This window comes from Ruegeria sp. AF5 (assembly GCF_056541905.1).
Genome location: NZ_JBQFYZ010000019.1, coordinates 1 through 25,119, shown reverse-complemented (window position 1 = coordinate 25,119; position 25,119 = coordinate 1). Strand labels below are relative to the sequence as shown.

Here is a 25,119-nt window from a genome sequence, read left to right as displayed (position 1 = left end):
TGAGTTGCGGCTCACCCCTTTTTCATACTCCGCAGCATATCGCCCATCATCTGGCCGAACTTGCCCGATCCGCGCTGATAAAGTGCCCCATCCACGGCCAGAACCGTGCCGCTGATATAGCTGGCCAGATCCGAGCTGAGGAACAGGCAGGCGTTGGCCACGTCCTGCGGCTGGCCCCAGCGGCCCAACGGCACGTCGCGGCGCAGTTCTTCGTGGGCGTTTTTGGTGGGCGCAAGGCGTTTCGCACCCTCGGTGCCTTCGATGAACCCCGGCACAACCGAATTCACCCTGATCCCTTCGACACCCCATTCCATCGACAGCGTGCGGGTGATCTGATCCACCCCCGCCTTGGCGGCGCAAACATGCGACTGGCCTTCGTACGGCAGGTAGGACTGCGGGGCCGAGATATTGATGATGCTGGCACCGGGGCGTTTGAGGAACGGATACGCCCCCTTCATCACGTGGATCGTGCCCATCAGGTCGATATCGATCACGGTCTTGAACGCGTTGACCGACATCTCGGACGCCAGCGCCGGGAAGTTGCCCGCCGCGCCCGAGATCAGCACATCGAAATCCCCAAAGGCGTCATGGAATTGCTTCAGTCCCGCCGCCACAGCGTCGGCATCACGCACATCAAACGCAGCCCCAATCGCATCCTGTGCGCCTGCGGCTTTCAGCGCGGCGATGGTGTCATCGACCTTTTCCCGCGACCGGCTGGCCACGGCCAGTTTGGCACCCGAGGCCGCAAAAGCCTCGGCAATGCCGCGATTGATACCGCTGGTTCCGCCAATCACGATGACGGTTTGTCCTGAAAAATCCATGTAACGCCCTTTATCTTTGATCTACTGGGTGAGCGCCATTCTCTTGACTGAGTTCGTTGCGCATCTCCTCAATCATCGGAAGCACAAGAGTTTCGCGATTTGCGAGTAAGAATACCAAGCACGCAAATGCGCCGACCAAAGAAAAAATCACCAAACGAGCGATAGAAGTCCGATTGGTTTTCTCAGTCGGTAGTACCAAAGTAAACGCTCCCTTGGCGGGAGCCCTACTCGCCGTAGGGCACCCAGATGTTTTTCACTTCTGTTGCAGCCTGAAGGAAGCGGCGGGAATGGTCCATTCTCCAGTCAAATGCCGTCGCGTTATTGACCCAGGTCCGCTTCAGGTTCCCGGCTGAAACGACCTCGATCTCTTTCGACAGGTCGGTGGACGAAAACGACCAGACCGCGTCGACATTCAGATGCGAGGCCAGCGGTTTCGCCAGTTCCGCATGGCTGCCCGTCAGGATGTTGACCACACCGGCAGGAACGTCCGAAGTCTCAAGGATCTGGTAGAAATCCGTCGCCGCCAGCGGGTAGGGCTCAGAAGCCACCAGAACCGTCCGGTTGCCCATCGCAATCGCAGGCGCCATGGCCGAGACCAGACCCAGCAGCGGTGCCTCATCCGCGCAAAGCGCACCGATCACGCCAACGGGTTCCTTCATGGCGATGGCCACGCCCCGGATCGGAACACCATGGACCTGGCCGTCATACTTATCGGCCCAGGCGGCGGCAGTGAACAGGCGTTGGATCGAAGCCTCGACTTCTTTCGCGCCGTCTTTCCTGCCGGTCATGGCGTCGATCCGCGCCGCGAATTCACCGGCACGGGCCGAGAGGTTTTCGCCGATGTAATAGAGGATCTGGGCCCGCAGATGGCCGGTGGTTCTGGACCAGCTTTTGGCACCTGCCGCAGCCTCGACCGCGTTGCGCACGTCCTTGCGGTTGGCAAGACCCACATGGCCCAGCAGGCCGGACTTGCCCCAAACCGGTTTCGAATAACCACCATCGGGCCGCGCCTGCTTGCCGCCGACATACAACTTGGCAGTGCGGTCAATCGGGTCGACCGGTGCCCCTTCGCCCATGGCTGCCTCGACCTTTGCCAGCGGCTTGGCCTTACCCTTGGGTCTGGTATAGGCGGTCAGCCCTTCCCAACCACCTTCGCGGCCAAAGCCGCTTTCGCGGACCCCACCGAACCCGGCAGCGGCGTCAAACAGATTGGTGGCATTCACCCAGACGACGCCCGCAACCAGCTTGGGCGCGATATCCAGCGCAAGGTTCACATTCTCGGTCCAGACAGTCGCCGCCAGACCGTACCGGGTGTTGTTGGCCAGCTCGACGGCCTCTTCCGGTGTGCGGAAAGTCGAAGACACCAGCACCGGACCAAAGATCTCTTCCTGCATCAACGGGTCCGAGGTCTCGAGCCCCGAGATCAGTGTCGGCGGGTAGTAGCAGCCGTTTGCGGGAAGATCGCAGGCAGCTTGATGCACATGGCCCGCTGTGTTGCTTTCGACCATTCCTTTGATGGTCTGCAACTGAACCGGGTCCACAACCGCGCCCACGTCGATACATTTGTCCAGCGGATTGCCGACGCGCAGCGTGTCCATCCGGGCGCGCAGCTTGTCGTGGAAACGGTCGGCGATGCCTTCCTGCACCAGCAGGCGCGAACCTGCACAGCAGACCTGACCCTGATTGAACCAGATCGCATCCACCAGCCCTTCGATGGCCGAGTCGATATCGGCGTCATCAAAGACGATGTACGCGGATTTGCCGCCCAACTCCAACGTCAGTTCCTTACCAGATCCGGCAGTGGCCTCACGGATGCGGCGGCCCACAACAGTCGAGCCGGTAAAGGCAATCTTGTCCACGTCCGAGGCCACGATCATCTCGCCCACGGCACCGTCTCCGGTGACGATGTTGACGACACCTTTCGGCAGACCGGCCTGTGTGCAGATATCGGCAAATAACAGCGCCGTCAGCGAGGTATATTCAGCGGGTTTCATAACCACCGTATTTCCCATTGCCAGCGCAGGCGCGATCTTCCACGCCAACATCAGCAGGGGGAAGTTCCACGGAATGATCTGACCGCACACACCCAACGCTTCAGCGTCGGGCAGCTCGCTTTCCATCAGCTGCGCCATACCGGCGTGGTAATAGAAATGCCGCTGCGCCAGCGGAATATCGATGTCACGCGATTCCCGGATCGGTTTGCCGTTGTCGAGGCTTTCCAGCACCGCAAACAGACGCGAATGCTTTTGCAGCAGTCGCGCAATTGCATACAGATACCGCGCACGGCCCGCGCCGCCCAGTTTCTCCCATTTCGGCTGAGCCTTGCGCGCGGCGGCAACAGCGGCGTCCACGTCGGCCTGCTTGGCCTGCGTCAGCTTGGCCAGAACCTCCCCGGTCGCCGGGTTGCGGCTGTCAAACCCTTTGCCCGGCTTGGTGAAAGCACCATCGATATAGTGTCCGAACTTGTCGCCCTGATCGACCAGCCAGGCCAGTGCCTCGGCGGCGCTTTCGGGGGCGGGGCCGTATTCCATGGTCTCAAAAATCTCTTTGACTGTCATGACTTCATCTTTTCCCAAATACTCACTGTCCAGACATACCCACGGGCTCAGCCCATCGAGTGTCTGTAACCAGCCGAGTAAGCCCCGGTGACATAGTGTTCCAACTGCCGCTCGATATCGCCCAGCAACGATGAGGCGCCAAAGCGGAACAGATCCGGTTCCAGCCAGCGATCACCCAGCTCGTCCTTGATCAGCGACAGATAAACCAGCGCGTCCTTGGCTTTCGAAATACCACCCGCAGGCTTGTAGCCGACCCGATATCCGGTGCGGTCATAATAGTCGCGGATCGCGCGGATCATCACCAACGACACGGGCAGGGTGGCGTTGACGCTTTCCTTGCCGGTCGAGGTCTTGATGAAATCCGCCCCGGCCATCATGCACACCAGCGAGGCGCGCGCGACATTGCGCAGGCTACCCAATTCTCCGGTCGCAAGAATGGCTTTGACATGGGCATCGCCACAAGCCACGCGGAACGCCTTCATCTCATCATACAGGGCCTGCCAGTCCCCCGACAGCACGTGACGGCGCGAGATTACGATGTCGATTTCCTCGGCCCCGGCCTTCACGCTTTCCTCGATCTCAGCCACGCGCAGATGGAACGGGGACAGGCCTGCGGGAAAGCCGGTGGACACGGCAGCGACCGGAATGCCAGTGCCTTTCAGAGCGTCTACGGCGGTTTCGATCATGTCGTGATAGACACAAACCGCCCCGGTTGTGATCGGCGGCATGTCCAGCGCCTGAAGAACCGAAGGCGCAACCGGCTGACGGGCCTTTGCACACAGGCGGCGCACACGGCCCACCGTATCATCGCCCGACAGCGTGGTTAGGTCGATCATCGTGATGGCTTTCAGCAGCCACGCAGCCTGATATTCCTTCTTGACCGAACGGCGGCCCGGCAATGTGGCCGCACGGCGTTCAATCGCGGAAGTATTGGCCTGAACGGCGCGCACCCAGTCCAGATCCAGTTCCATTCCGGGGTTCCGGGGTTCGGTCACTTGCGGCAGATGCGCGGTGCGCACGGGGCTTTCTGAGCTCTGCGTATCCATGGTTACGTCCTTTGGGAGGTTTGCGACAAAATCGCACGGGTGGCCCGGGAATGGAAGGTGTTCCAGCGCAATGATCGAATATTTTTGACCATTTGGACAAATAATTGAGGTTTTCTTGCGAATAATTCTCATTAGCGTTGACTTAGTTGCGAATGGTTCTCATATTTGATCCAACACGTATCTAAATCGAGGTTGGAAATGATTCGTCGGCATTGCCTTGCATTTTTGGCTCTGGCCCTTTCGGTGCCAGCCATGGCTTTTGCCGGGGCACCGCTGAAAGTGGTGGCCACGACGGGCATGATTGCAGATGCGGCCCGTCAGGTCGGCGGTGATCTGGTTGAGGTCAGAGGGCTTATGGGCCCCGGCGTTGATCCCCATGCCTATCGCCAGACGCGCAGCGATATTGTTGCGATGACACGGGCAGACCTGGTTCTGTGGCACGGCCTGTATCTCGAAGCGCAAATGGAAGACTTCTTTCATGATCTCGAGCGGAAACGGACCGTCATTGCGGTTGCAGAGGGCGTAGATAAGTCCATGCTGCGTGCGCATGATGATTATGCCGACAAGTATGATCCGCATGTCTGGATGACACCCGCGCTGTGGCGCGAAGTTGTTGTGGAAGTGCAGCGTGCGCTGACCGAAGCCCGCCCCGAAGCAGCCGAGGTTTTTGCGGCCAATGCACAAGCCCATCTGGCCGACATAGACCGTCTGACGGCCTATGCCGAGAAAACCCTGTCTTCGGTACCGGACCACAACAAGGTTCTGGTCACCGCCCACGACGCCTTTGGCTATTTCGGCGAAAGTTTCGGGTTCGAGGTACTGGGCATTCAGGGCATCTCGACCCAATCCGAGGCGGGCCTGAACCGGATCGGAGAGTTGGTTGACCTGTTGGTTGATCGCCGGATCACGGCGGTCTTCGTCGAAAGCTCGGTTTCTGACCGGTCGATCCGCGCGCTGATCGAAGGGGCCACAGCCAAAGGGCACGAGGTGAAGGTCGGGGGCGAGTTGTTCTCGGACGCCATGGGCGAGGATGGCACCTACGAAGGCACTTACATCGGGATGTTGGATCACAATATCACCGTCATCGCAGGCGCATTGGGCGGAGAAGTTCCCGATCGCGGCATGGACGGCAAACTGTCAGCGGGGTTCTGAGTGATGCTGGGGCTGATCAGCAACGAAGGTGTGACGATCCAGGAACATAATCTGGATGACAGCCCTCTGGCTGTGCGGGGCCTGACGGTTTCCTACGGGCAGAAGCCAGCGGTCTTTTCGGTTGATATGACGGTAACGCCCGGCGCGATGACCGCCATTATCGGGCCGAACGGTGCTGGAAAGTCAACGCTGCTCAAGGCGGCGCTGGGCATCGTTACGCCATTGTCGGGGCAGGTGACCGTATTTGGTCAGCCGCTGAATTCGCAACGCGCACGTGTTGCCTATGTTCCCCAGCGTGCCAGCGTGGACTGGGATTTCCCGACACGGGTGATCGACGTGGTTCTGATGGGTCTGTCGCGTGAACTGGGCCTGTTGGGCCGCTTGCGCGCGCGCCACAAGGCCCGTGCGATGGATTGCCTGAACCGTGTCGGAATGCGCGATTTCGCGGATCGCCAGATAGGCCAGCTGTCCGGTGGCCAGCAACAGCGTGTGTTTCTGGCGCGTGCTCTGGCTCAGGATGCTGATCTGTACCTGCTGGACGAGCCGTTTGCCGGTGTCGACGCTGCTACCGAAAAAGCCATCATCGCGGTGCTGAAGTCCCTGAAAGAGGCCGGTAAGACAGTCGTTGTCGTGCATCATGATCTGGCCACCGTGACCGACTATTTCGACCACGTTTTCCTGATCAACACTCGCAAGGTGGCCGAAGGGCCGGTGGCCGAGGCCTTCACGGCGGAAACGCTGCAATCGGCCTATGGTGGCAGGTTGGCAACGGCCCAGATCGATCAGATTTCACGCGCGCTGGGATAGTTCATGCTTTGGGATGCTCTGACCCTTCAGCTTGGCTATAATGCCACGCTGGTTGCCATCGGTGCGACATTGCTTGGCGTGTCGGCGGGCGTGACAGGGACCTTCCTGTTTCTGCGCAAGCGCGCCCTTGTCAGCGACGCAATCAGCCATGCAACCTTGCCGGGCGTCTGTATCGCGTTCATGGTGCTGGTCGCGCTGGGTGGGGACGGGCGCAACCTGCCGGGCCTGTTGGTGGGGTCCGCCATTTCAGCCTGGGTTGGTCTGTTGTGCATGAACTGGCTGACACGGCGCACCCGACTGGCCGAGGACGCCGCGATCGGTGCGGTCCTGTCTGTGTTCTTCGGCTTTGGGATCGTGCTGCTGACGGTCATCCAAACCATGGGGGTTGGCCGTCAGGCCGGGCTGGAAGGTTTCCTGTTGGGTTCGACCGCTGGAATGCTGTGGGCCGATGCGGTAATCATCGCACTTGGTGGCGCCTTGACCTTGGCTCTGGTGCTGATCATCCGCCGTCCGATGACCCTTGTCGCATTCGACCCCGAATACGCAGCGGCGCGCGGGTTGCCAGTGCATCGTATCGACCTGGCCATGATGGGGCTGGTCATGGCCGTGACCGTGGTCGGCCTGAAAATCGTCGGCCTGATCCTGATCGTGGCTTTGCTGATCATTCCGGCAGTGACCGCCCGGTTTTGGTCTGACCGCTCGGAACGCGTTGTTCTGTTGGCCGGGTTGGCCGGTGGTCTGGCCGGATATATCGGCGCTGCCATATCCGCATCTGCGCCCAATCTTCCAACCGGCCCGATTATCGTGCTGGTCAGCTTTGCCTTTTTCCTCGCCTCCCTCTTCTTCGCCCCGATGCGCGGCGTTCTGGCGGCGGTGCTGCGGCATCTGCGGTTTCAGCGCCGGGTGCATATTCGTCAGGGGCTTCTGGCGCTGGCACAAGGGCAGAAGATCTATGAACCCCTGACCCTGCGTTTGCTGCGGCGTGCCGGGCTGGTCCGGGCGGATGGCGTCGCGACGGACACCGGCAAGGCCCGCGCGGCCAAGGCCCTGCGGGATGAAAAGCGATGGGAAATCGTGCGCGCCGATCAGGCGCACGAGGCGACAGCTGCGCTCTATGACGGATTGCGCGATATCGAGTCTGTTCTGACACGGGACCAGATTGATGAGATCGACCGCCAGATTGGCGGGCCGCAGGGGATACCGGCATGAGTGGTGAAGAATTCGTCCCGCTGTCTCTGACGCCGCTGCTGATCGGAACATGTGCGGCCATCGCCTGTGCCTTGCCCGGCAACTTTCTTGTGTTGCGAAAACAGGCGCTGATCGGCGATGCGATCAGCCATGTGGTGCTGCCGGGTATCGTTGTTGCGTTTCTGCTGACAGGGGCCATATCCACTTGGCCGATGATGTTGGGCGCGGCAGGGGCCGCGGTTCTGGCTGTTGTCCTGATCGAGGCCATTCGCCGGCTGGGGCAGATCGAACCCGGAGCCGCCATGGGCGTGGTCTTTACCACCATGTTCGCGGCAGGCGTTCTGCTGCTTGAGCAGACGGATACGTCAACCGTGCATCTGGATGTGGAACATGCGCTTTACGGCAATCTCGAAAGCCTGATCTGGCTGGACGCGACCGGGTGGTCCTCGCTGCTGGACGCTCAGGCCCTTGCCGGATTGCCCCCGGAACTGCCCCGTATAGCGCTGACACTGGTCGGAGTGATGCTGTTCACATGGCTGTTCTGGCGGCCGCTGAAAATTTCCACCTTTGACGAAGGTTTCGCCCGCACGATTGGTATTCGCACGGGACTTCTGGGTATAGCGCTCGTCATCACTGCAGCCATCGCGGCGGTTGCCGCTTTTGACGCTGTGGGCTCGATCATCGTGATCGCGATGTTTATTTGCCCTCCGGCAGCCGCGCGGATGCTGACCAACCGGCTTGAGGCGCAGATTGGCTGGAGTGTCGTGATCGCTATAACCTCTGCCGTGACAGGGTATGTGCTGGCAGGCTACGGACCCCTGTGGCTGGGTGCAGCGGATGCGGTCAGTGCGGCGGGGATGATCGCAACGATGTCCGGGCTGATCCTGGCACTGGCGGCCATGTTTGGCCCATGCCGCACACGTGTTGGTGTTCAGACATCAGCCTGAGACGGCATTTTCCTGCCGCAGATGCCCATGCGTCATCGGCCAAACTCTGCCCAGATGCCGTTAAGGTTAATCTTAAGCAGATTTTTGGGAAGTCTCGTGCTAGAGGCTGCCCATTGATTAGCTGAACACACCACTCACTCTGGTAGGCCCGGATGGTACGGAATGGGGATTCATTCACGGCCATCCGGGCGCCCCTTTCCGATCAGAAGACATGCTCAAACCGGTGGCAGAATCGTGCGCGGTTGTGCTAGGTCTAGGGGTATGGCGCAGACAAACCCCAATATCAGCGAAAATCGCCCCGTGATCAGACAGCTTGACGATGCTGCCATCAACCGTATTGCGGCGGGTGAAGTGGTGGAACGCCCGGCCTCGGCGGTCAAGGAACTGGTCGAGAATGCGCTTGATGCTGGGGCCGCGCGTGTAGCCGTCGAAATCGCCGACGGGGGAAAGACACTGATCCGCGTGACCGACGATGGGTGCGGCATCCCGGCCCAAGATTTGCCGCTTGCCCTGTCGCGCCATGCCACATCAAAGATCGACGGATCGGACCTGCTGAATATCCACACCTTCGGGTTTCGAGGCGAAGCTTTGCCCTCGTTGGGGGCTGTCGGACGCCTGACCATAACCAGTCGCGTGCCCGGTGCGGACGCGGCGCAGATCCATGTTGCGGGTGGCAAGATGGGTTCGGTCAAGCCTGCCGCCCTGCGCGCGGGCACGGTGGTCGAGCTGCGCGATCTGTTCTTCGCCACCCCCGCCCGGCTGAAATTCATGCGCACCGACCGGGCCGAGGCGCAGGCGATCACGGACATGGTGAAGCGGCTGGCGATGGCTGAGCCATCCGTCACATTTACCCTGCGCGATGTCTCGGGCGGTGGCGAAGGCCGAGTGATCTTCCGCGCGGATCGCGAGAATGGCGACCTGTTTGACGCCTTGCACGCCCGTCTTGCCCGTGTGATCGGGCGCGAATTCGCCGAGAATGCGCTGCGGATTGATGCCACGCGCGACGGTCTCAGGCTTTTTGGTTATGCGGCCCTGCCGACCTATTCCCGTGGCGCTGCGGTGGCGCAGTACCTTTTTGTCAACGGGCGTCCCGTGCGGGACAAGATACTGACCGGTGCTTTGCGGGCGGCTTATTTCGATTTCCTCAGCCGGGACCGTCACCCGGCGGCGGCATTGTTCATCGACTGCGACCCGACATTGGTTGACGTGAACGTTCACCCTGCCAAGTCCGAGGTCCGGTTCCGCGATCCCGGCGTTGCGCGCGGGCTTATCGTATCCAGTTTGCGTCACGCTTTGGCCGAGGCCGGGCATCGCGCGTCCTCGACCGTGGCCAACGCGACACTGGGTGCAATGCGACCGGAACCCGCGCAGTCTGCACCAGCGCGGGTCTATCAGATGGATCGCCCGTCGCCTGCAGCGCGCCAGGCTGCGTACCGGGCACAGGCTCCGGGTTTTGCGGAACTGGCGCATGATTACAGCGGCAGCATTGTCGATCCGATCCCGGTTGCACCCGCTTCGCAGGGTCAGGAGCCTGATGCCCAGAATCTTCCACTGGGCGCCGCGCGCGGACAGGTGCATGAAAACTACATCATCGCCCAGACTGCCGATGGAATGGTGATCGTTGATCAGCACGCCGCGCATGAACGGCTGGTCTATGAAAAGCTGAAAAAACAGATGGCCGAGACGGGCGTTGCGGCGCAGGCGCTTTTGATCCCTGAGATTGTTGAGTTGTCCGAAGGTGACTGCGCCCGTCTGATGGCTGTCTGTGATGACCTGTCCCGTTTGGGGCTGACCATCGAACCCTTTGGCGGAGGCGCCATTGCCGTGCGCGAAACCCCGGCCATTCTGGGCGAGGTCGATGCGCGCGCGATGATACTGGATATCCTCGACGAACTGGCCGATCAGGGCGAAAGCCAGATGGTGCAGGCAAGGATCGAGGCGATCCTCAGCCGGGTTGCCTGCCACGGCTCGGTTCGGTCCGGCCGCCGTATGCGGGCCGAGGAAATGAACGCCCTGCTGCGCGAGATGGAGACGACGCCGCATTCCGGCCAGTGCAATCACGGGCGACCAACATATGTGGAACTGAAGCTAAGCGACATCGAACGCCTGTTCGGGCGCAGTTGATTTGGTCTCAAACAGGCCTTAAGAAGACAGAAACAAAACAAGAACATCCGAGGCGACATGATCAAGATTGCAGGAACAGAATATGCGCTGGATGACCCGGTTGTTCTTATCGTGGGCGGAACAGTCGCGCTGATCCTGCTGCTGCTGTTCCTGTCGTTGCGTGCCGCCAATCGCTCGGCCCGGATGGCGGAACCGCTGGCGCGGCAGATGGCGCTTCTGGGTCAGCATGTGCAGCAGCTGGGGCAGGGGCAGGAACAGTTGCGCGGCGGCTTGCAGCATGTTTCGGACACACAGGCCAACGCGCAGGTGCAGGTGATCCAGACGGTCGAGGCACGCTTGTCCTCGGTTCAGCAGCAGATGAATGACCGGCTAGCGGATAACGCGATGAAATCGGCTCGCGCGCTGGCCGAGATGCAGGAACGGATGAAGGAAACCCTGCACGGTTCGTCAAAACAGACGGCGACATCACTGACGCAGCTGCAGGAACGTCTGGCCGCCATCGACAAGGCGCAGGACAATATCACGAAACTGTCGGGCGATGTTCTCAGCCTTCAGGATATCCTGTCGAACAAGCAGCGGCGCGGGATGTTTGGTGAGATTCAGCTGAACGATATCGTGTCCAAGGCGCTGCCCGCGGACAGCTATTCGCTGCAAGCCACCTTGTCGAACGGCAGGCGCGCGGATTGCCTGGTGCATCTGCCGAACCCGCCCGGCCCGATCGTGATTGACGCGAAATTCCCGCTTGAGGATTTCGAGGCACTTGCCGCCGCGCAGACCAAGGCGGATGTTGAAAGATGCCTGCGGGCTTTTGGCGCTGCCGTGAAAGTGCATATCAAGGCGATTTCCGAGAAATACATCCTCGACGGGGAAACCGCTGACGGAGCCCTGATGTTCGTCCCGTCCGAAGCGATCTATGCCGAGCTACACGCCCGCCTGCCCGATGTGGTGCGCGAAGGGTTTGCCGCAAGGGTCTGGATCGTCTCGCCCACCACCTGTATGGCCACGCTGAACACGATGCGGGCGATCCTGAAAGATGCGCGCATGCGTGAACAGGCCGGTGCGATCCGCAAAGAACTGGGATTGCTGCACAAAGACGTGGACCGTCTGGGCGACCGCGTTTCAAACCTCGACCGTCACTTCGGGCAGGCGGCCAAGGATATCTCGGAAATCAAGATCAGTGCCGAAAAGGCCGGCCGCCGGGCGCAGCGGCTGGATAATTTCGACTTCGAAGAAATCGCGCCCGATACTGAAACAGAGGTTGTGCCACTGGCACGTCACGAAGGCTGAACATCCTGTTGAAGAACTGAACCGGCACCGGGCCGGTTCTGATGGACCAGTGCCTGCAAGCGTTCAGATACGCAGAAAGGGCTGGAAAAGGCGCGGCATCAGCTTGTTGAATTTCAGCGGCGCATCCGTAACCGCCAGGCATATGCAGTCTTCCGAGATATCCGCGACAGGTGTGTGTTCCAGATCCTCGTCAGCGATTTCAACATCGCCACGGGCAAAATGGTCAACCTCGTCCGAGAAAGCCCCTTGCAGAACCATTGTCAGCTCCATGCCGTTGTGGCCATGATCCGGCACGGCAGCACCGGCCGGAATGAAAAGCAAGCGGGCGGTGGCGTCTTTGGTGGTCGGCAGGATCGCCTGTTTGACGCCCATACCTATCGACCTCCAGCGGATGTCCTTGACTGTTCCGCCCACGTAATCCTGCAACGGGGCCGGCAGAACTGCACATCCCGGGCGAACGGGCTTGGGCGCCGGAGCACCTTGGGAGATCAAAGCCATCGTGGCCGCCAGTGAAGTTTCACTCATGCTGACACCCTCACTCTGCTCGTCCAGAACATGCCCGCCAACGGCGTCATAGCTTTCTGCGCGCGCGCGGCAGTGGTCGCACAGGGACAGATGCGTGGCGACCATCAGATCGAAGGCTTCGGGCAGACCGCCTGCGGCATAGGCCATCAGCAGGTCATCTGTCAGGTGATGTTTGATCAACTTGCTCATCTTACTCATCTCAGTTCATCGCGTGGCGCAGGCGGTCCAGCGCCAGCCGTATCCGTGATTTGATCGTTCCCAGCGGCAACCCGGTCTGCGATGCGATTTCCCGGTGACTCAGGTCGCCGAAATATGCCTTCTCGATCAGGTCCCGCTGTGCATCCGGCAACGCTTTCAAGGCGGTGCGCAGTTGCGCGGTTTCCTGTTGCAGCGCGATGACGTCATCCTGATCGGGCTCAGCCTCGGGCCCCCAACCCAGATCTTCGGGTTCAGGGCGGCGTTGCTTGCGCAGCACGTCAATGCGCTTGTTCCGTGCGATGGTGAACACCCATGTGGCCACGGTGGCACGCGTCGGGTCGAACAGGTGGGCCTTGTGCCACAAGGTCGCCATCACCTCTTGTGCGCATTCTTCTGCCATGGCGGCATCCGCCCCTGACTTCATCAGGAACGCCTTGATACGCGGCGCGAAGTGCTGGAACAGCTCGGCAAATGCCGCCTGATCCTGCGCATCCCGGATGCGTCTGACGTGGTCCACCCATTCGGCCCTGGTCTCGCGCTTGCCGTTGATGTCGTTCACCCGCCTACCCTTGATGCGTTTGTTGATGCGCCAAGATTGAGGGGCGGGTGTTTCAACCGCTGGTCCGTCCAAGGTCGCTGTATTGATCTGGGTAAACATAACCACAATACGGCGCATGTCCCAAGCCGGATCACTTTATCGGAACATTTTGATCCGCTCCCGGCCAAGTCTCGTAATATGAACACCAGCGGCAAAAAAGAAATCGCGACTGCTCTGGCGGGTGTGCAAGGACCAGAAGACATCGGATGGCAAAAACGATAGATCATGTTGCAGGCCACACCTATCACGGCCGCAAGGGGGCAATCGACAACGCCTTCCGGTATTCTGTCGATTACATCCTGTTTGATCCCGAAGCCCGGTTGACCACGCCTTTTCTGTTTTCAATGGACCGGACGAATGTCACCAACTGGCGAACCCGCGATCACGGAGGAGAGCCGGGTCAAGGCCATGGTGCCGCCTGGCTGCGCGCGCGATTTACCGAGATGGACATTCCGCAACCCGCGCAGGTCATGCTGCTGACCCAGCCAAGGGTGCTGGGCCACGTATTTAATCCCGTCAGTTTCTGGTTCTGCTTTGACCGCGATGATCAGCTTTACGCCGTGGTGGCCGAGGTGACGAACACCTTCGGAACGCGTCACAGTTATCTGTGCCATAAGCCGGATTTTTCGACCATCAGACCAACCGACCGATTGACGGCCGAAAAGGTGATGCATGTCTCGCCCTTCCAGAAGATTGAAGGCAGCTATACGTTCCGCTTCGACTACAGCCCGGATCGGGTCGGTGTGTGGATCGACTACACGCGCGCGGATGGCGGGTTGATCGCGACGCTGACCGGACCGCGCCAGCCATTGACCAGCCGGGTGATCCTTTGGTCTTTTCTGCGTCGCCCTTTCGGTTCGCGTCGCACTTTTGCGCTGATCCTCTGGCAGGCCTTCAGGTTGTGGCTGAAAAAAGCCGCCTTCCGCCCGTTTCGCAGGGAACCGGTGCCTGATCACCCAGTAACGCGTGTGGGGCAGTGACCAGCCTGTTTGTTCAAGATCAAAGACGCGGGCCCCTGTCGGTGGTTGTGATGGCGTAACAACCGCGAACACGAGGAGTCGAAGAGATGATGGAAATCTCGGCAAGAAAAGTCGCCCAGGTCGCCATGATGGGCCGCGAACTGAACCGGGCCGAAGGCGAATTGCGGGCGTTCATCGACCGCATGAGCGAAGACGAGCAGGCCGAACTGGTAGCCATCATGTGGATCGGGCGCGAGAGCTTTTTTGCGGAAGATCTGGCCGAGGCCATCGCCACCGCCAAGTCCGAGGCATCGACCCCTTGTGCAGATTACCTGATCGGAACACCGCATATGTCTGACCACCTTGAGAATGGTCTGGACGCATTGGGAATATCTGCAGAAGACGTGGAAAACGATCTGATGTAGGCCCCTCGTCGGCATCGCTGCCCGGTGCCTGCGTCTGGCGGCACCGGATATTGCCCGCCAAGGCAGACTAACAGCGACGGGGGTGTCAAGCTTTCGAGCGAGGTTGGTGAAAGTCTGTATTCGGTTTCTCTTTGCCTTCGAAGCCGCCGCGAATGGGTTTCTATGTGATCTTCTTGAAAAGCCGCCACTTTCCCAAAGGTGTGGCTTTGTAAGCCGTGTATTTCTACTGAGGTAGACTGTTTTCTGTCGCGGCCTTGAGGAAATCATGGCGAACGGGGATTGCGCGTGGACCATGCTACATAGAACATGTGGGTCACGCGGTTTTCGCCGATGATCGCTGCGCGCGCAATCGATGAAGCGTCCTACACTGAATTCTTGGCGCATGGACGCCACATAGGTCCGTGTGCATGTCCATGGAAAGTGGATGGATCTCTACCGCGCTTTAGACAAAGCGGGAAATACTCTTCATCTCATGCACCAAAACGAAAGCTCTGCCTAACTTTCTCAAGACTTTGCGGAACAACCACCGCGGTTGTGGCTGGACTGTGGATCCGTTTCAGTTGCTGGATGTCAGCCTGATCGAAAATGCTGCGCCAGAAAATCAATCAACGCGCGCACCCGGGCCGTCAGGTGACGATTGGGTGGATAGAGCGCATAAAGGCCGAAATTTTCCGTTTCATAGTCCTGAAACAGGCGCTCCAGGGTACCCTCTTCCAGACTGCGGGCAATCACATAGTGCGGGCAACGCGCAATACCCAGCCCGGCAATCGCCATGTTGGCAATCGCCGCCGGGGCATTGGCATGAAACATTCCCGCCACCTTGACCACAATATCCCTTGTCCCGGCTCGAAACCTCCATGCTGTTGCGTCGGCTGGATTTTCGTCAATCAGGCAGTTATGTGTGGCCAGTGCCATCGGATCACCCGGACGCCCCCTTTCCGCCAGATAATCAGGCGACGCGCAGACGATCAGCGGCATATCGGACAGCTTCCGCGCAATCAGGGTCGAATCCCGCAACACCCCGATCCGTATGGCAAGATCGAACCCCTCTTCAACAAGCGCCACGCGCGAGTCCGACAGTTTAAGGTCGATATCGACCTTCGGATGTGCCCGCAGAAACGAAGCCAAAGCCTGAGTCAGGTTGATGCTGCCGAACCCGGTTGGTGCGGTTATTCGGATTGGCCCGGCCAGTGCCGATTGCCGCTCCTGAACAAGGTCTTCCAGCTCGTCGATTTGTTCCACGATCGGGCGGCAGCGTTCAAGGTACGCGATGCCGACGTCTGTCAGCGAAACGCTTCTGGTTGTCCGGTTGAACAGTTGCGCCGATAGCTTGGCCTCCAACTGGGCAACATACTTGCTGACCAGTTTGGTAGACAGGCCCAGCCTCCGCCCCGCGGCAGTGAACGAGCCGTCATGAGCGACGGCCATAAATGCCCGCATCGTGTCAATTGTATCCAACGCAGCGCTCCTTCGTCAGGTTGATGTATGCCCTATTATACCCAATTCGTTCATAGTTACTGAATGAAATGCAGGATTATAACTGGAAATGGTTTTGCCATGTTCTAGCCAGTGATCGCTGACCCACATCGTCAGCTCACTCCCAAGAAACTCCTCCGAAAGGAAGCAGACATGCCAAACGCCATCCGAATCCACCGTCATCCATTGTCCGGGCATTCACACCGGGTGGAACTATTCGCCAAACTTGGCGGCATCAATCACGATTTGATCGATGTCGACCTGCTGTCTGGCGAACACAAGAAAGAGCCGTTTCTTTCCCTGAACCCTGCCGGACAGGTGCCGGTGATTGAGGACGGTGAAATTGTGATCGCCGACTCCAATTCTATACTCGTGTACCTTGCGCGGAAATACGCGCCTGACTGGTTACCGACTGACCCGGTGCGCGAGGCGGACGTTCAGAAGTTCTTGTCGCTGGCCGCCGGCGACATCGCCCACGGCCCTGCGGCAGCACGATTGATCACCGTTTTTGGAGCTCAACTGGATGCAGAACGTGCCAAGGCCATCGCCAAATCCGCCTTTGACCGGCTTGAGGCGCATTTGAACGGACGCGACTGGCTGGTCGGAACCAGTCCATCCATCGCTGATGTCGCGATCTACAGCTATACGGCCCATGCGCCTGAGGGAAACGTTTCACTGGATGATTATCCCAATATCCGCGCCCTGCTGGCCCGGGTTGAGGCGTTGCCCGGCTTTGTGGCCATGCAAAGCACCAAGGTCGGCCTCGCCGCCTGACACCAGAGCGCGCCCGGCCGTCAGGACCAGGCGCATGCGTCCAAACCGTGCCGCCCCAGGAGAGACCCCATGATTTCCATCGAACCCAGCGACAGCAGCACTTCCCCTTTTCATCGGGGTGAACACATGGCGCAGGCGCGGCTGGGTGTCCGCGACATCGAACACTGGGCACGGAAAGTTGTCCGCGACCACATGCCCGAACAGCATCGGGATTTTCATACCGCCCTGCCGTTTCTCGTGATGGCTGCGCGCGATGCGCAAGGTCGGCCCTGGGTTACGTTATTGGAAGGGCCAGACGGGTTCGTCTCTGCACCAGATAACAAAACGCTTTCCATTACTGCCTTGCCAGCCCAAGGCGATGCATTGCACGGTGCCCTTCACCCCAAAAGTGATGTTGGCATCCTTGGTATTGAACTGGCCACGCGTCGGCGCAACCGCATCAATGGCCGCGCCGGACGCGTCACTCCAACAGGTTTTGACTTTCACGTGGACCAGACCTTTGGCAACTGCCCGCAGTATATCCGTGAACGCGCGTGGCACCGGGTTGAAGATTCGAGGCCCGGACCAATGACACGCGGCCAATACTTGACGTCGGATCAGCTCCGGTGGATCGAAACAGCCGATACTTTCTTTATCGCCAGCGGCTATCGCGAAGAGGGCGAAAGCCCGACCTTTGGGATGGATGCGTCCCATCGCGGTGGCGACCGTGGTTTCGTGCAGGTTCTGGACAACCGGCGGCTGCGGTTTCCCGACTATGCCGGCAATAACCACTTCAACACTATCGGCAACCTGTTGCTCGACCCAAGGGCGGGATTTCTGTTCGTCGATTTCGAAAGCGGCAGCTTGCTGCAACTGACCGGCGTCGCCTCGATCGACTGGGCCAGCGATGAGATCACAAATTTCCCCGGGGCGCGGCGGCTGGTGACACTGGAGATTGACGAGGTCGTGGAAATCCGCGCGGCAGTCAGCCTCAGATGGACTTCGGATGCAGATTCTGTCCGGTCGCTCCGCCTGATCGAAAAGATCCGTGAAAGCGTCGATGTCACCTCGTTTGTTTTCGAAGCCCGCGACGGTGGCCACTTGGCTGGGTTCGAGCCCGGGCAATACCTGCCAATCGAGCTTGAAATTCCAGGGATCGCCGAACCGGTGCGCCGGACCTATTCGCTCAGCAACGGACCGAACAATCATCGCTATCGGATTACAGTCAAGCGTGAGCCAAAAGGGATCGCATCGCAGTTTCTGCACAATCATTTGGAGCCAGGCGCAATCATCAACAGCCGTCGGCCTGCGGGTGATTTCACAATGACTTGCGACCGGTGCCCATTGGTTCTGGTCAGCGCTGGTGTTGGTATCACACCAATGTTGAGCATTCTGAATAAGGTCGCAGACGAGCGCGGCAACCGCCCTGTCTGGTTCATCCACGGCGCTCGGGACGGTCAACACCATCCTATGGCCGGTGAAGTTCGCGATATGGCCTCCAGGCGGCCGGGGATCACGTCGCATGTGGCCTATAGCCAACCAACGTCAGAGGATGAGTTCGGAGTGGACTATGACTCGCATGGCCGTGTCGATGGGGCGCTTCTGGCGCAACTGATCAACGATGCCAGCGCGCATTACTTTCTGTGCGGCCCTGTCGGTTTCATGGCCGAGATCCAGGCCGATCTGGAACGCCGGGGCATCTTTCAGGAACATATTCACACCGAAAGTTTTGGCCCCACTGGGTGATTTGACGTGATCCTTCGTGGGCAAATGAAACTCAAACCACCAGAGCAAGGACATACGCGCCTTTGGTTCGTTTCGTTCGCATTGTGTTGTTGGGATAGCGTTCACCGGCCGGAATGATTTCGCCATTCCAGCTTTCAATCGAAACTCACCGGCTTGTATTTGAGTAGTTCGAGTTTTTAGGCGTCAGACACCAACTCCTCAGTTCCTCTCGCTGTTATTCCTAAGTCGTTCCTACGATTGCATATACGCCTTAAGAAAAGTGTGACGCCTTCGGCCGCCTGCCGACACAGAAACCTCCCCAAGCTGCGGTAAAAGTGGCAGGTCGAAGTTCGACGCTTCAGTATTCCAGTGCTGCCTCACGTTTCAGGCGGCTTGCGGCAAAATCGACAAATGCGCGAATCTTTGCGGACACCATCCGCCCTTCGTGGTGCACGATGTGAACCGGTGCAGGAGCCGGTTCAAAATCAGATAACACTGCCTTTAGCCGTCCGTCCGCCAGATATGGTGCGACTTGATAGGACAAAAGCCGGGCCAGACCCTGACCGCGAAGTGCCATTTCGATTACAGCATCGTTGGTATTCATGCTGATCCGTGGATGAACACGCACAAGTTTCGGGTTGCCCAGGTGGTCAAACTGCCACTGGCCTGAAGGCGACAGGGCTAGGGAATTGATCAGGGCATGTCTGTTCAGGTCATCCGGGCTTTCGGGTTCGCCTGCTCTTTCAAGGTATTCGGGTGCTGCAAAAACAACCTGTCTGACAGAACCGCAACGCACGGCCATAAGGCTGGAATCCGCAAGCGGACCTATCCTGACGCCAACATCCACACCTTCGTCTATTAAATTCACGATCCGGTCCACGTACAGCGTTCGCGCCTCGATTTTGGGATAGTGCCCCAGAAAATCAGCAAGAATTGGTGTGATGAACAATCTGCCAAACAACACAGACGAAGTGAGGTTGAGCAACCCTTTGGGTTCCGCATAGGTCCCGACCGCAGCGTTTTCTGCCTGTTCCAGATCAACGAGAATGCGCTTGGCATCTTCCAGAAATCTGCGCCCGCTCTCGGTCAACATGACAGATCGTGTCGTTCTTACGAATAAACGGGCGCCCAACTCGCCCTCCAGTACCGAAATGGTGCGCGTCACAGCCGGTGGCGACATGTTCAGGTTGCGCGCAGCAGCAGCAAAGCCACCCAGGTCGGCCACCTTCGAAAAGACCAGAAGCGCGCGAAACTTGTCCATGTGATTATTCCAAAATAGTGAATAATAAATTCAAGCTTAATATTATTCTGCCAACAATTGAAACACACTATGTCTCAGGCGAAGACACAATCACTCCGCTAAGGCAAAAGCGCCCGCAGGAAATGGGAGAAATGCCGTGAATGTAAGCCAAGCCATCGGCCAAAACGTGACTGTTCAGATCGTGCACGGTTTTGTGGACAACGGGCTAGGGGGCAACCCTGCTGGGGTTGTTCTGGATGCCGACGGGTTAACCGAGGCGCAGATGCTGAAGATCGCGTCACAGGTTGGCCTGTCCGAAACCGCTTTTGTCTCGCAATCCGCGACCGAGGGTTTCAAACTGGACTTTTTCACCCCGAACCGCAGGATCGCGCATTGCGGCCATGCGACCATTGCCGCTTTTTCCCATCTGGATGCACTTGGCCGTATTCCTGATCCTGAAACTTCAAAAGAAACTGTGGACGGCCCGCGCCGGATTCTGATCAAGGATGGTGCCGCGTTTATGGAACAGTTGGCCCCTAGATATGAAACGCCAGAAGATTGGACCTCTCAGGGTGTCAGTTTGCAGGACGTTTTGGGCTCTTTGGGGTTGTCCCCGAGCAATCTGGATCACGAAATGCCGCCCGCTCTGGTCAATACCGGCAACAGTTTTATCGTGATCGGAGTAGCCGACAGGGAAACTCTGGCTTCGATCAAACCCGATTTCGAGCAGATCAAAACGATCAGCGACCGTCTGGACCTGATAGGATATTATGTGTTCACAACGGCCCAATGCTCGGACGGGCGCGACGCTACTACACGCATGTTCGCCCCCCGATATGCCATTGATGAAGAGGCCGCGACGGGAATGGCCGCAGGGCCGCTGGCCTGTGTCCTGCACGACCTGGGTCACCGCCGCCAGCACGGGTTTCTGATTGAACAGGGCATGTTCATGGACACCCCTTCGCCCAGTTTGATTCAGGTTGAACTGGAAGTTCGTGACGGCGCAATCGCCAGCCTAATGGCAGGCGGGCAAGGCAAAGTCATGCGGTCCTTTCAATTGTCGGTGTGACTAAAACAGCGTTTGGGGCGGCATGTAACATTGCGCGCAGCTTTGTCGAGCAAGTTGAAGAGCGGTTTTACGCAAATCTTGTTGCGATCCTTCAAAACAACGAACTCTCTCCGAGCGCGGATATCGCAGCTTTTGCTGGGGCGCTCGTTCAGATTGTGACGTTCACGTTGAATAGTCGGGCAACCCAATCAGATCACATGATCAGAGCGCCAGGTATCCAGAATCTCCAAGGTCTTGTCTGAAAACTCGACATCGTTGATGTGGCTGTCAATTTCCACAAGTGTTACGTTTTCCGGACAGTTTTTTCTCAGCTCTTCGATGAATCCTGCAAGTCCCTCTACATCTTCCAAAATCGCCCCGGCCCTGTCCCATTCGTTACCGCCTCTGAGCGGCACAAGCAGAACAGTCGGGCCGGTTGCTTCAGAAAGTTTTGCGCACATGGTGCGTGCCATCTCGCGCCTTTGCTCGGCGCTCATGCTGACCGCAGTAATTAGTCGGTTGTGGTTATGAAGGTCATGATCCGCCAACGCTGGAGGAACGGGATGCCAGCCTACCAAATCGACTAGATCATAACACCCAATCGAAACAATCTGCGGCACACCGGCCTTGCCCGCATTGGTCATGCGATCTTCGCCGGCGCTGATGGCTGATCCCAACATGTGGTTGCCGACTTCTTGCGGTGCAAAGTCCAAAACGGCGGCGAATTCACCTTTTGAAGCAAGGCTTTCAAATGCGCGCCCTCCCATGCCCGTAGCATGGAAAACGGCCAGTTCAAACCCGCGCGCCTCAAGGGCGGGCTTCAGGTGCACCATATAGCGCAAGACTGTTTTGCCGAAGGATGTCATCCCGATTAGAGGGCGGTCTTTCTTCATCGGACGGGCAGCGCGTGCGGCCCCCAGAACCGCGCCAGCAGCTTGCCGGAGAGAGGCTTCGCAGACCGAGTTAAGCCCGTAAAGACCACCAGCCCAAAGGATCATCTGAACGTCTGCCGGCAGCCGCTCGGGCGGGATCATCGGCGAGAAAGAGACAGTTGAGACGATGTATTTGGGCACACCAATGGGCAAGGCACAGCACAGATCAAGGGCCAGATCGGTCCCCATTGAACCGCCCAAAACCAAAACGCCATCGAACACGCCCTCATGGTGCAGCCGTGCAACCAGCAGGGCTGCACCTTTGGCCATGATCTGCATCGCAAGGTTTTCGTCACCGCCATCAATGGCTTCCTGTATTGTGTGGCCACCCTCCTCAGCCACCTGATGCTTGGAGTAATCAGTGGGGTGACTGGGGTCGCCAAGCACACTGATGTCCATGGTTTTCACCAATCCACCCTGTTCACGGATCACGTCAGAGATGAAGTTCAGTTCATCATCTTTGGTGTCATAGGTCCCAACGACAAGAATAGTTCGATTGGTCATAGGCCGCCTTTCAGGTTCAAAGTTTGATCCAAGCTGTTTTCAGCTCGAAATACTTGTCAAAGGCGTGCAGCGATTTGTCATGACCGTTGCCAGACTGCTTGACGCCACCCAATGGAACCGTTGTGTCGGCCCCTCCATAGGTGTTTACATGGACAACCCCTGCCTGAATGGCCCGGATCATGCGGTGGGCGCGCGACAAGTTCGACGTCCATACTGCGGATGCCAGACCGTAATCGGTTCCATTGGCAATTTTGATTGCCTCTTCTTCGGTGTCAAAGGGAATGACTGCAAGAACCGGGCCGAACACTTCATCCGTTGCCAGCCGGTCGGTGCGGTGAACCCCCGTTACAACCGTCGGGGCCATGAAATAGCCACCCGTTTCTTCCAGAATACGGATCCCGCCGGTGCGGATGCCCCGCCCCAGACCACGTGCTTCTTCCACAAAACCAAGGTTCTGGTTCAATTGACTTAATGAGTTTACCGCACCTGCAGTCGAAGCGATATTCAGTGGGTCACCGGGCCGGAGAGTTTCGACAAAGGTTGCCAGTTTTTCTACAAACTCGTCATGGATTGATCGTTCCACCAACAGACGGGATCCCGCGATACAGACTTGACCGGAGTTGCGGAAAATACCATTGGCCGATACCTTGACAGCTTCGTCCAGATCCGGGGCATCCGCGAAGACGATATTGGGGGATTTTCCACCAAGCTCCAGATAACAGCGCTTCAGATTAGAGCGTGCGGAGTATTCCAGCAGTTTTCGGCCAATAAATCCTGAGCCGGTGAAGACTATGACATCTACGTCCATCGACAGCCCGATGGCCTCTCCAACCACCGAACCTTTGCCGGTAACCACATTGAACACCCCCGGAGGCATGCCAGCTTCCAGCGCCAGTTCAGCCAGTCGCACCAGCGTCAATGACGCGGTTTCTGCGGGCTTCAGCACAACGGTGTTCCCGGCTGCAAGTGCCGGTGCAAACTTCCACGAGCCGATCATCAGCGGGAAGTTCCAAGGGACGATCGTGCCGACAACACCTACCGGTTCACGATGAACCAACGCCAGAACGGAAGGATCAGTCGGAGCAACCTCTCCATAGATTTTGTCAATCGCCTCGGCGTAGTAACGAATTGTGTGTGCCGCCGACATAGGCTCAGCTTTGATGGCCATACTGATTTCGGTGCCATTGTTTCGGACGCCCAGAACCGCAATTTCCAATGCGTGTTCCTCGATCAGCTCCGCCCATTTCAGCAACACTTTCTTTCGCGCCGCCGGGGCCATGTCGGACCAACGGCCATCATCGAAGGCGCGGCGTGCAGCGGCGATGGCGAGATTGGCATCTTCGACTGTTCCACGCGCCATAGTGGTCAGGACTTGACCATTCAGGGGTGAAATCACCTCCAGCATTTCTCCGTCAGAGGCGTCGCGTTTTTCGCCATCAATAATGTGTTGAAACGGAGGAACCGGTGCGTGGCGCAGTTCGTCTATGCGGGATTGATCTAGCATGGGGGAACCTCTCTAAAGGCTTGTTACTTGTCAGCAAAAGCGATTGTGGGAACATCGACAATGGTCGCCCCGCCATCAATGGTCAGCACCGCACCCGAGATAAGGGCAGCCTCGTCAGAACACAGGAACGCAGCGGCATGGGCGATATCTTCCGGCATCGCCGGTTTGCCCAGTGGTACATCACGGGTCACCAGGGCATAGGCTTCGTCAATCGATGAAAGACCCCTGTGTTCAACAAGCTCCTCCATCTCACTATCAGCCATCTCGGTGCGTACCCATCCAGGACAGATTGTGTTGCAACGCACTCCCTTTCGTCCGTAGTCGCGGGTGATGGATTTCGCCAGACCAATTAAGGCATGTTTCATGGTGACATAACCGCAAGCCTCTGGATCTGCGGCCAGACCTGCAATTGAAGCCATCATCAGGATGTTGCCATTTTGCGAGATAAGATCTGGCATCGCAGCGCGGGCAGTCACCATCGCCGTATTCAGATTGGCTTGAACAGATTTGTTCCAATCATCGTTTGTATTGTCAGTCAGCGTTCCAAAGCCGAACCCGCCTGCATTGCAGACAAGCACATCCAGTGCGCCAAAGCGGGCGTTGATCGTTTCCAACGCGGCCTTCACCTGATCGGCATTTGCTGCATCAGCCTGTACAACCAACCCGTTGATTGGTCCGGCGACCGCTTCCAACGGCTCTGCCCGTCGCCCCATAACGGCTACATTGGCTCCTTCTGCGCTAAGCCTGCGTGCAATCGCTGACCCGATACCTGTACCGGCCCCGGTAATCAGAACGGTTTTTCCGTCAAATCGTGCCATTTTGCGCTCCTTTTCCGAGTGCGGATCAGCTTTGCTGACTGTCGTGGATGTCGTGGTCATGTTCCATTTCCGGCTGGGCGACGCGACGTTCGCGAATAACACCCCAGAAATGGAAACCGATCAGCAGGACGATGGCCAAGGCCAGACCTGCCGCGATTGGCCGGTCAACAAAGTCCAGCGGATCACGAACCCGAGCCATGGCCGAGCGCAGCTTCACTTCCATAATTCCACCAAGAACCATGCCCAGAATGATCGGGACAATCGGAAGGTTCTGTCGTTTCAAGATCAGACCCATCACACCAAAAACAGCTGCAATGGCACAATCGGTGGCGGAGTTCCGCAGCGAGTAGATACCGACGAACGACAGAACCAGGATCACCATGTCCGTCATCGAATGATTTGGAACACGAGCGTTTGATTGGCTTAGGAGGATCAGGCTCGCCGCAGTTTCAATCTACGCCGCGTTCTGATGATGCAGCAAGCG

At 58.4% G+C, this 25,119-nt stretch carries 21 protein-coding genes and 1 pseudogene; 11 read left to right on the top strand and 11 right to left on the bottom strand.

The window, feature by feature from the left end; translation table 11 throughout:
* Positions 1 to 11 precede the first annotated feature (11 nt).
* The 3 genes from ACR0DS_RS18005 to deoC all read right to left on the bottom strand — a co-directional run bounded on the left by ACR0DS_RS18005 (position 12) and on the right by deoC (position 4,425).
* Positions 12 to 821, bottom strand: coding sequence for an SDR family oxidoreductase (locus ACR0DS_RS18005; RefSeq protein ID WP_480538540.1), 810 nt, complete (start codon positions 819 to 821; stop codon positions 12 to 14).
* Positions 822 to 1,045: 224 nt separating this feature from the next.
* Positions 1,046 to 3,379 carry an aldehyde dehydrogenase family protein gene (locus tag ACR0DS_RS18000; protein ID WP_480560497.1) on the bottom strand — a complete coding sequence of 778 codons (2,334 nt, stop codon included), beginning with the start codon at positions 3,377 to 3,379 and terminating at the stop codon, positions 1,046 to 1,048.
* Positions 3,380 to 3,426: 47 nt separating this feature from the next.
* Positions 3,427 to 4,425, bottom strand: a complete 999-nt coding sequence (gene deoC / locus ACR0DS_RS17995) for a deoxyribose-phosphate aldolase (protein WP_480474226.1) — start codon at positions 4,423 to 4,425, stop codon at positions 3,427 to 3,429.
* Between the two features lie 198 nt (positions 4,426 to 4,623).
* On the opposite strand from deoC, the gene ACR0DS_RS17990 reads away from it, so the two are divergent.
* The 6 genes from ACR0DS_RS17990 to ACR0DS_RS17965 all read left to right on the top strand — a co-directional run bounded on the left by ACR0DS_RS17990 (position 4,624) and on the right by ACR0DS_RS17965 (position 11,930).
* A complete protein-coding gene (locus ACR0DS_RS17990) occupies positions 4,624 to 5,577 on the top strand; it encodes a metal ABC transporter solute-binding protein, Zn/Mn family (RefSeq protein ID WP_480560495.1) in 954 nt (317 codons plus the stop codon).
* 3 nt (positions 5,578 to 5,580) lie between these two features.
* On the top strand, positions 5,581 to 6,384 hold the full coding sequence (locus ACR0DS_RS17985) for a metal ABC transporter ATP-binding protein (RefSeq protein WP_480560493.1): 804 nt from the start codon (positions 5,581 to 5,583) through the stop codon (positions 6,382 to 6,384).
* Positions 6,385 to 6,387: 3 nt separating this feature from the next.
* Positions 6,388 to 7,593 (top strand): metal ABC transporter permease, encoded by a 1,206-nt coding sequence (locus ACR0DS_RS17980; RefSeq protein WP_480560491.1) that lies wholly within the window; start codon positions 6,388 to 6,390, stop codon positions 7,591 to 7,593.
* Complete coding sequence (locus ACR0DS_RS17975; RefSeq protein ID WP_480560489.1) at positions 7,590 to 8,519, top strand: metal ABC transporter permease; 930 nt, start codon at positions 7,590 to 7,592, stop codon at positions 8,517 to 8,519. Before ACR0DS_RS17980 ends, ACR0DS_RS17975 begins: the two co-directional genes overlap by 4 nt.
* A 261-nt stretch (positions 8,520 to 8,780) precedes the next feature.
* The gene (gene mutL, locus ACR0DS_RS17970; RefSeq protein WP_480560488.1) at positions 8,781 to 10,643 is read left to right on the top strand and encodes a DNA mismatch repair endonuclease MutL; all 1,863 of its coding nucleotides are present in this window, start codon (positions 8,781 to 8,783) and stop codon (positions 10,641 to 10,643) included.
* Positions 10,644 to 10,700: 57 nt separating this feature from the next.
* Positions 10,701 to 11,930 (top strand): DNA recombination protein RmuC, encoded by a 1,230-nt coding sequence (locus ACR0DS_RS17965; RefSeq protein WP_209505068.1) that lies wholly within the window; start codon positions 10,701 to 10,703, stop codon positions 11,928 to 11,930.
* Positions 11,931 to 11,993: 63 nt separating this feature from the next.
* On the opposite strand, the gene ACR0DS_RS17960 is transcribed toward ACR0DS_RS17965, so the two are convergent.
* Positions 11,994 to 12,644, bottom strand: coding sequence for a ChrR family anti-sigma-E factor (locus ACR0DS_RS17960; protein WP_480482874.1), 651 nt, complete (start codon positions 12,642 to 12,644; stop codon positions 11,994 to 11,996).
* Between the two features lie 10 nt (positions 12,645 to 12,654).
* A complete protein-coding gene (locus tag ACR0DS_RS17955; RefSeq protein ID WP_480482905.1) occupies positions 12,655 to 13,311 on the bottom strand; it encodes a sigma-70 family RNA polymerase sigma factor in 657 nt (218 codons plus the stop codon).
* 146 nt (positions 13,312 to 13,457) lie between these two features.
* On the opposite strand from ACR0DS_RS17955, the gene ACR0DS_RS17950 reads away from it, so the two are divergent.
* Positions 13,458 to 14,231, top strand: coding sequence for a DUF1365 domain-containing protein (locus tag ACR0DS_RS17950; protein ID WP_480482875.1), 774 nt, complete (start codon positions 13,458 to 13,460; stop codon positions 14,229 to 14,231).
* 86 nt (positions 14,232 to 14,317) lie between these two features.
* Positions 14,318 to 14,635 (top strand): DUF3775 domain-containing protein, encoded by a 318-nt coding sequence (locus ACR0DS_RS17945; RefSeq protein ID WP_267363482.1) that lies wholly within the window; start codon positions 14,318 to 14,320, stop codon positions 14,633 to 14,635.
* Between the two features lie 570 nt (positions 14,636 to 15,205).
* Here the strand turns inward: ACR0DS_RS17945 and ACR0DS_RS17940 are convergent.
* Complete coding sequence (locus ACR0DS_RS17940; protein ID WP_480560486.1) at positions 15,206 to 16,093, bottom strand: LysR family transcriptional regulator; 888 nt, start codon at positions 16,091 to 16,093, stop codon at positions 15,206 to 15,208.
* 171 nt (positions 16,094 to 16,264) lie between these two features.
* On the opposite strand from ACR0DS_RS17940, the gene ACR0DS_RS17935 reads away from it, so the two are divergent.
* Positions 16,265 to 16,885 (top strand): glutathione S-transferase family protein, encoded by a 621-nt coding sequence (locus ACR0DS_RS17935; RefSeq protein WP_480560484.1) that lies wholly within the window; start codon positions 16,265 to 16,267, stop codon positions 16,883 to 16,885.
* 69 nt (positions 16,886 to 16,954) lie between these two features.
* On the top strand, positions 16,955 to 18,610 hold the full coding sequence (locus ACR0DS_RS17930; RefSeq protein WP_480560482.1) for an FAD-binding oxidoreductase: 1,656 nt from the start codon (positions 16,955 to 16,957) through the stop codon (positions 18,608 to 18,610).
* A gap of 337 nt (positions 18,611 to 18,947) precedes the next feature.
* Here ACR0DS_RS17930 and ACR0DS_RS17925 read toward each other — a convergent pair whose 3' ends face one another.
* Positions 18,948 to 19,850 (bottom strand): LysR family transcriptional regulator, encoded by a 903-nt coding sequence (locus ACR0DS_RS17925; protein WP_480560480.1) that lies wholly within the window; start codon positions 19,848 to 19,850, stop codon positions 18,948 to 18,950.
* A gap of 136 nt (positions 19,851 to 19,986) precedes the next feature.
* On the opposite strand from ACR0DS_RS17925, the gene ACR0DS_RS17920 reads away from it, so the two are divergent.
* Entirely contained in the window at positions 19,987 to 20,898 is a 912-nt protein-coding gene (locus tag ACR0DS_RS17920; protein ID WP_480560478.1) for a PhzF family phenazine biosynthesis protein, read from the top strand.
* A gap of 188 nt (positions 20,899 to 21,086) precedes the next feature.
* Here ACR0DS_RS17920 and ACR0DS_RS17915 read toward each other — a convergent pair whose 3' ends face one another.
* The 4 genes and pseudogenes from ACR0DS_RS17915 to ACR0DS_RS17900 form a co-directional block, all read right to left on the bottom strand.
* Entirely contained in the window at positions 21,087 to 22,313 is a 1,227-nt protein-coding gene (locus tag ACR0DS_RS17915) for a Tm-1-like ATP-binding domain-containing protein (protein WP_480560476.1), read from the bottom strand.
* A gap of 16 nt (positions 22,314 to 22,329) precedes the next feature.
* On the bottom strand, positions 22,330 to 23,817 hold the full coding sequence (locus tag ACR0DS_RS17910) for an aldehyde dehydrogenase (RefSeq protein ID WP_480482889.1): 1,488 nt from the start codon (positions 23,815 to 23,817) through the stop codon (positions 22,330 to 22,332).
* Between the two features lie 23 nt (positions 23,818 to 23,840).
* Positions 23,841 to 24,635 (bottom strand): SDR family NAD(P)-dependent oxidoreductase, encoded by a 795-nt coding sequence (locus ACR0DS_RS17905; RefSeq protein WP_480560474.1) that lies wholly within the window; start codon positions 24,633 to 24,635, stop codon positions 23,841 to 23,843.
* Between the two features lie 25 nt (positions 24,636 to 24,660).
* Positions 24,661 to 25,044, bottom strand: a pseudogene (locus ACR0DS_RS17900) (tripartite tricarboxylate transporter permease); the annotation flags it as partial.
* Positions 25,045 to 25,119: the final 75 nt, after the last annotated feature.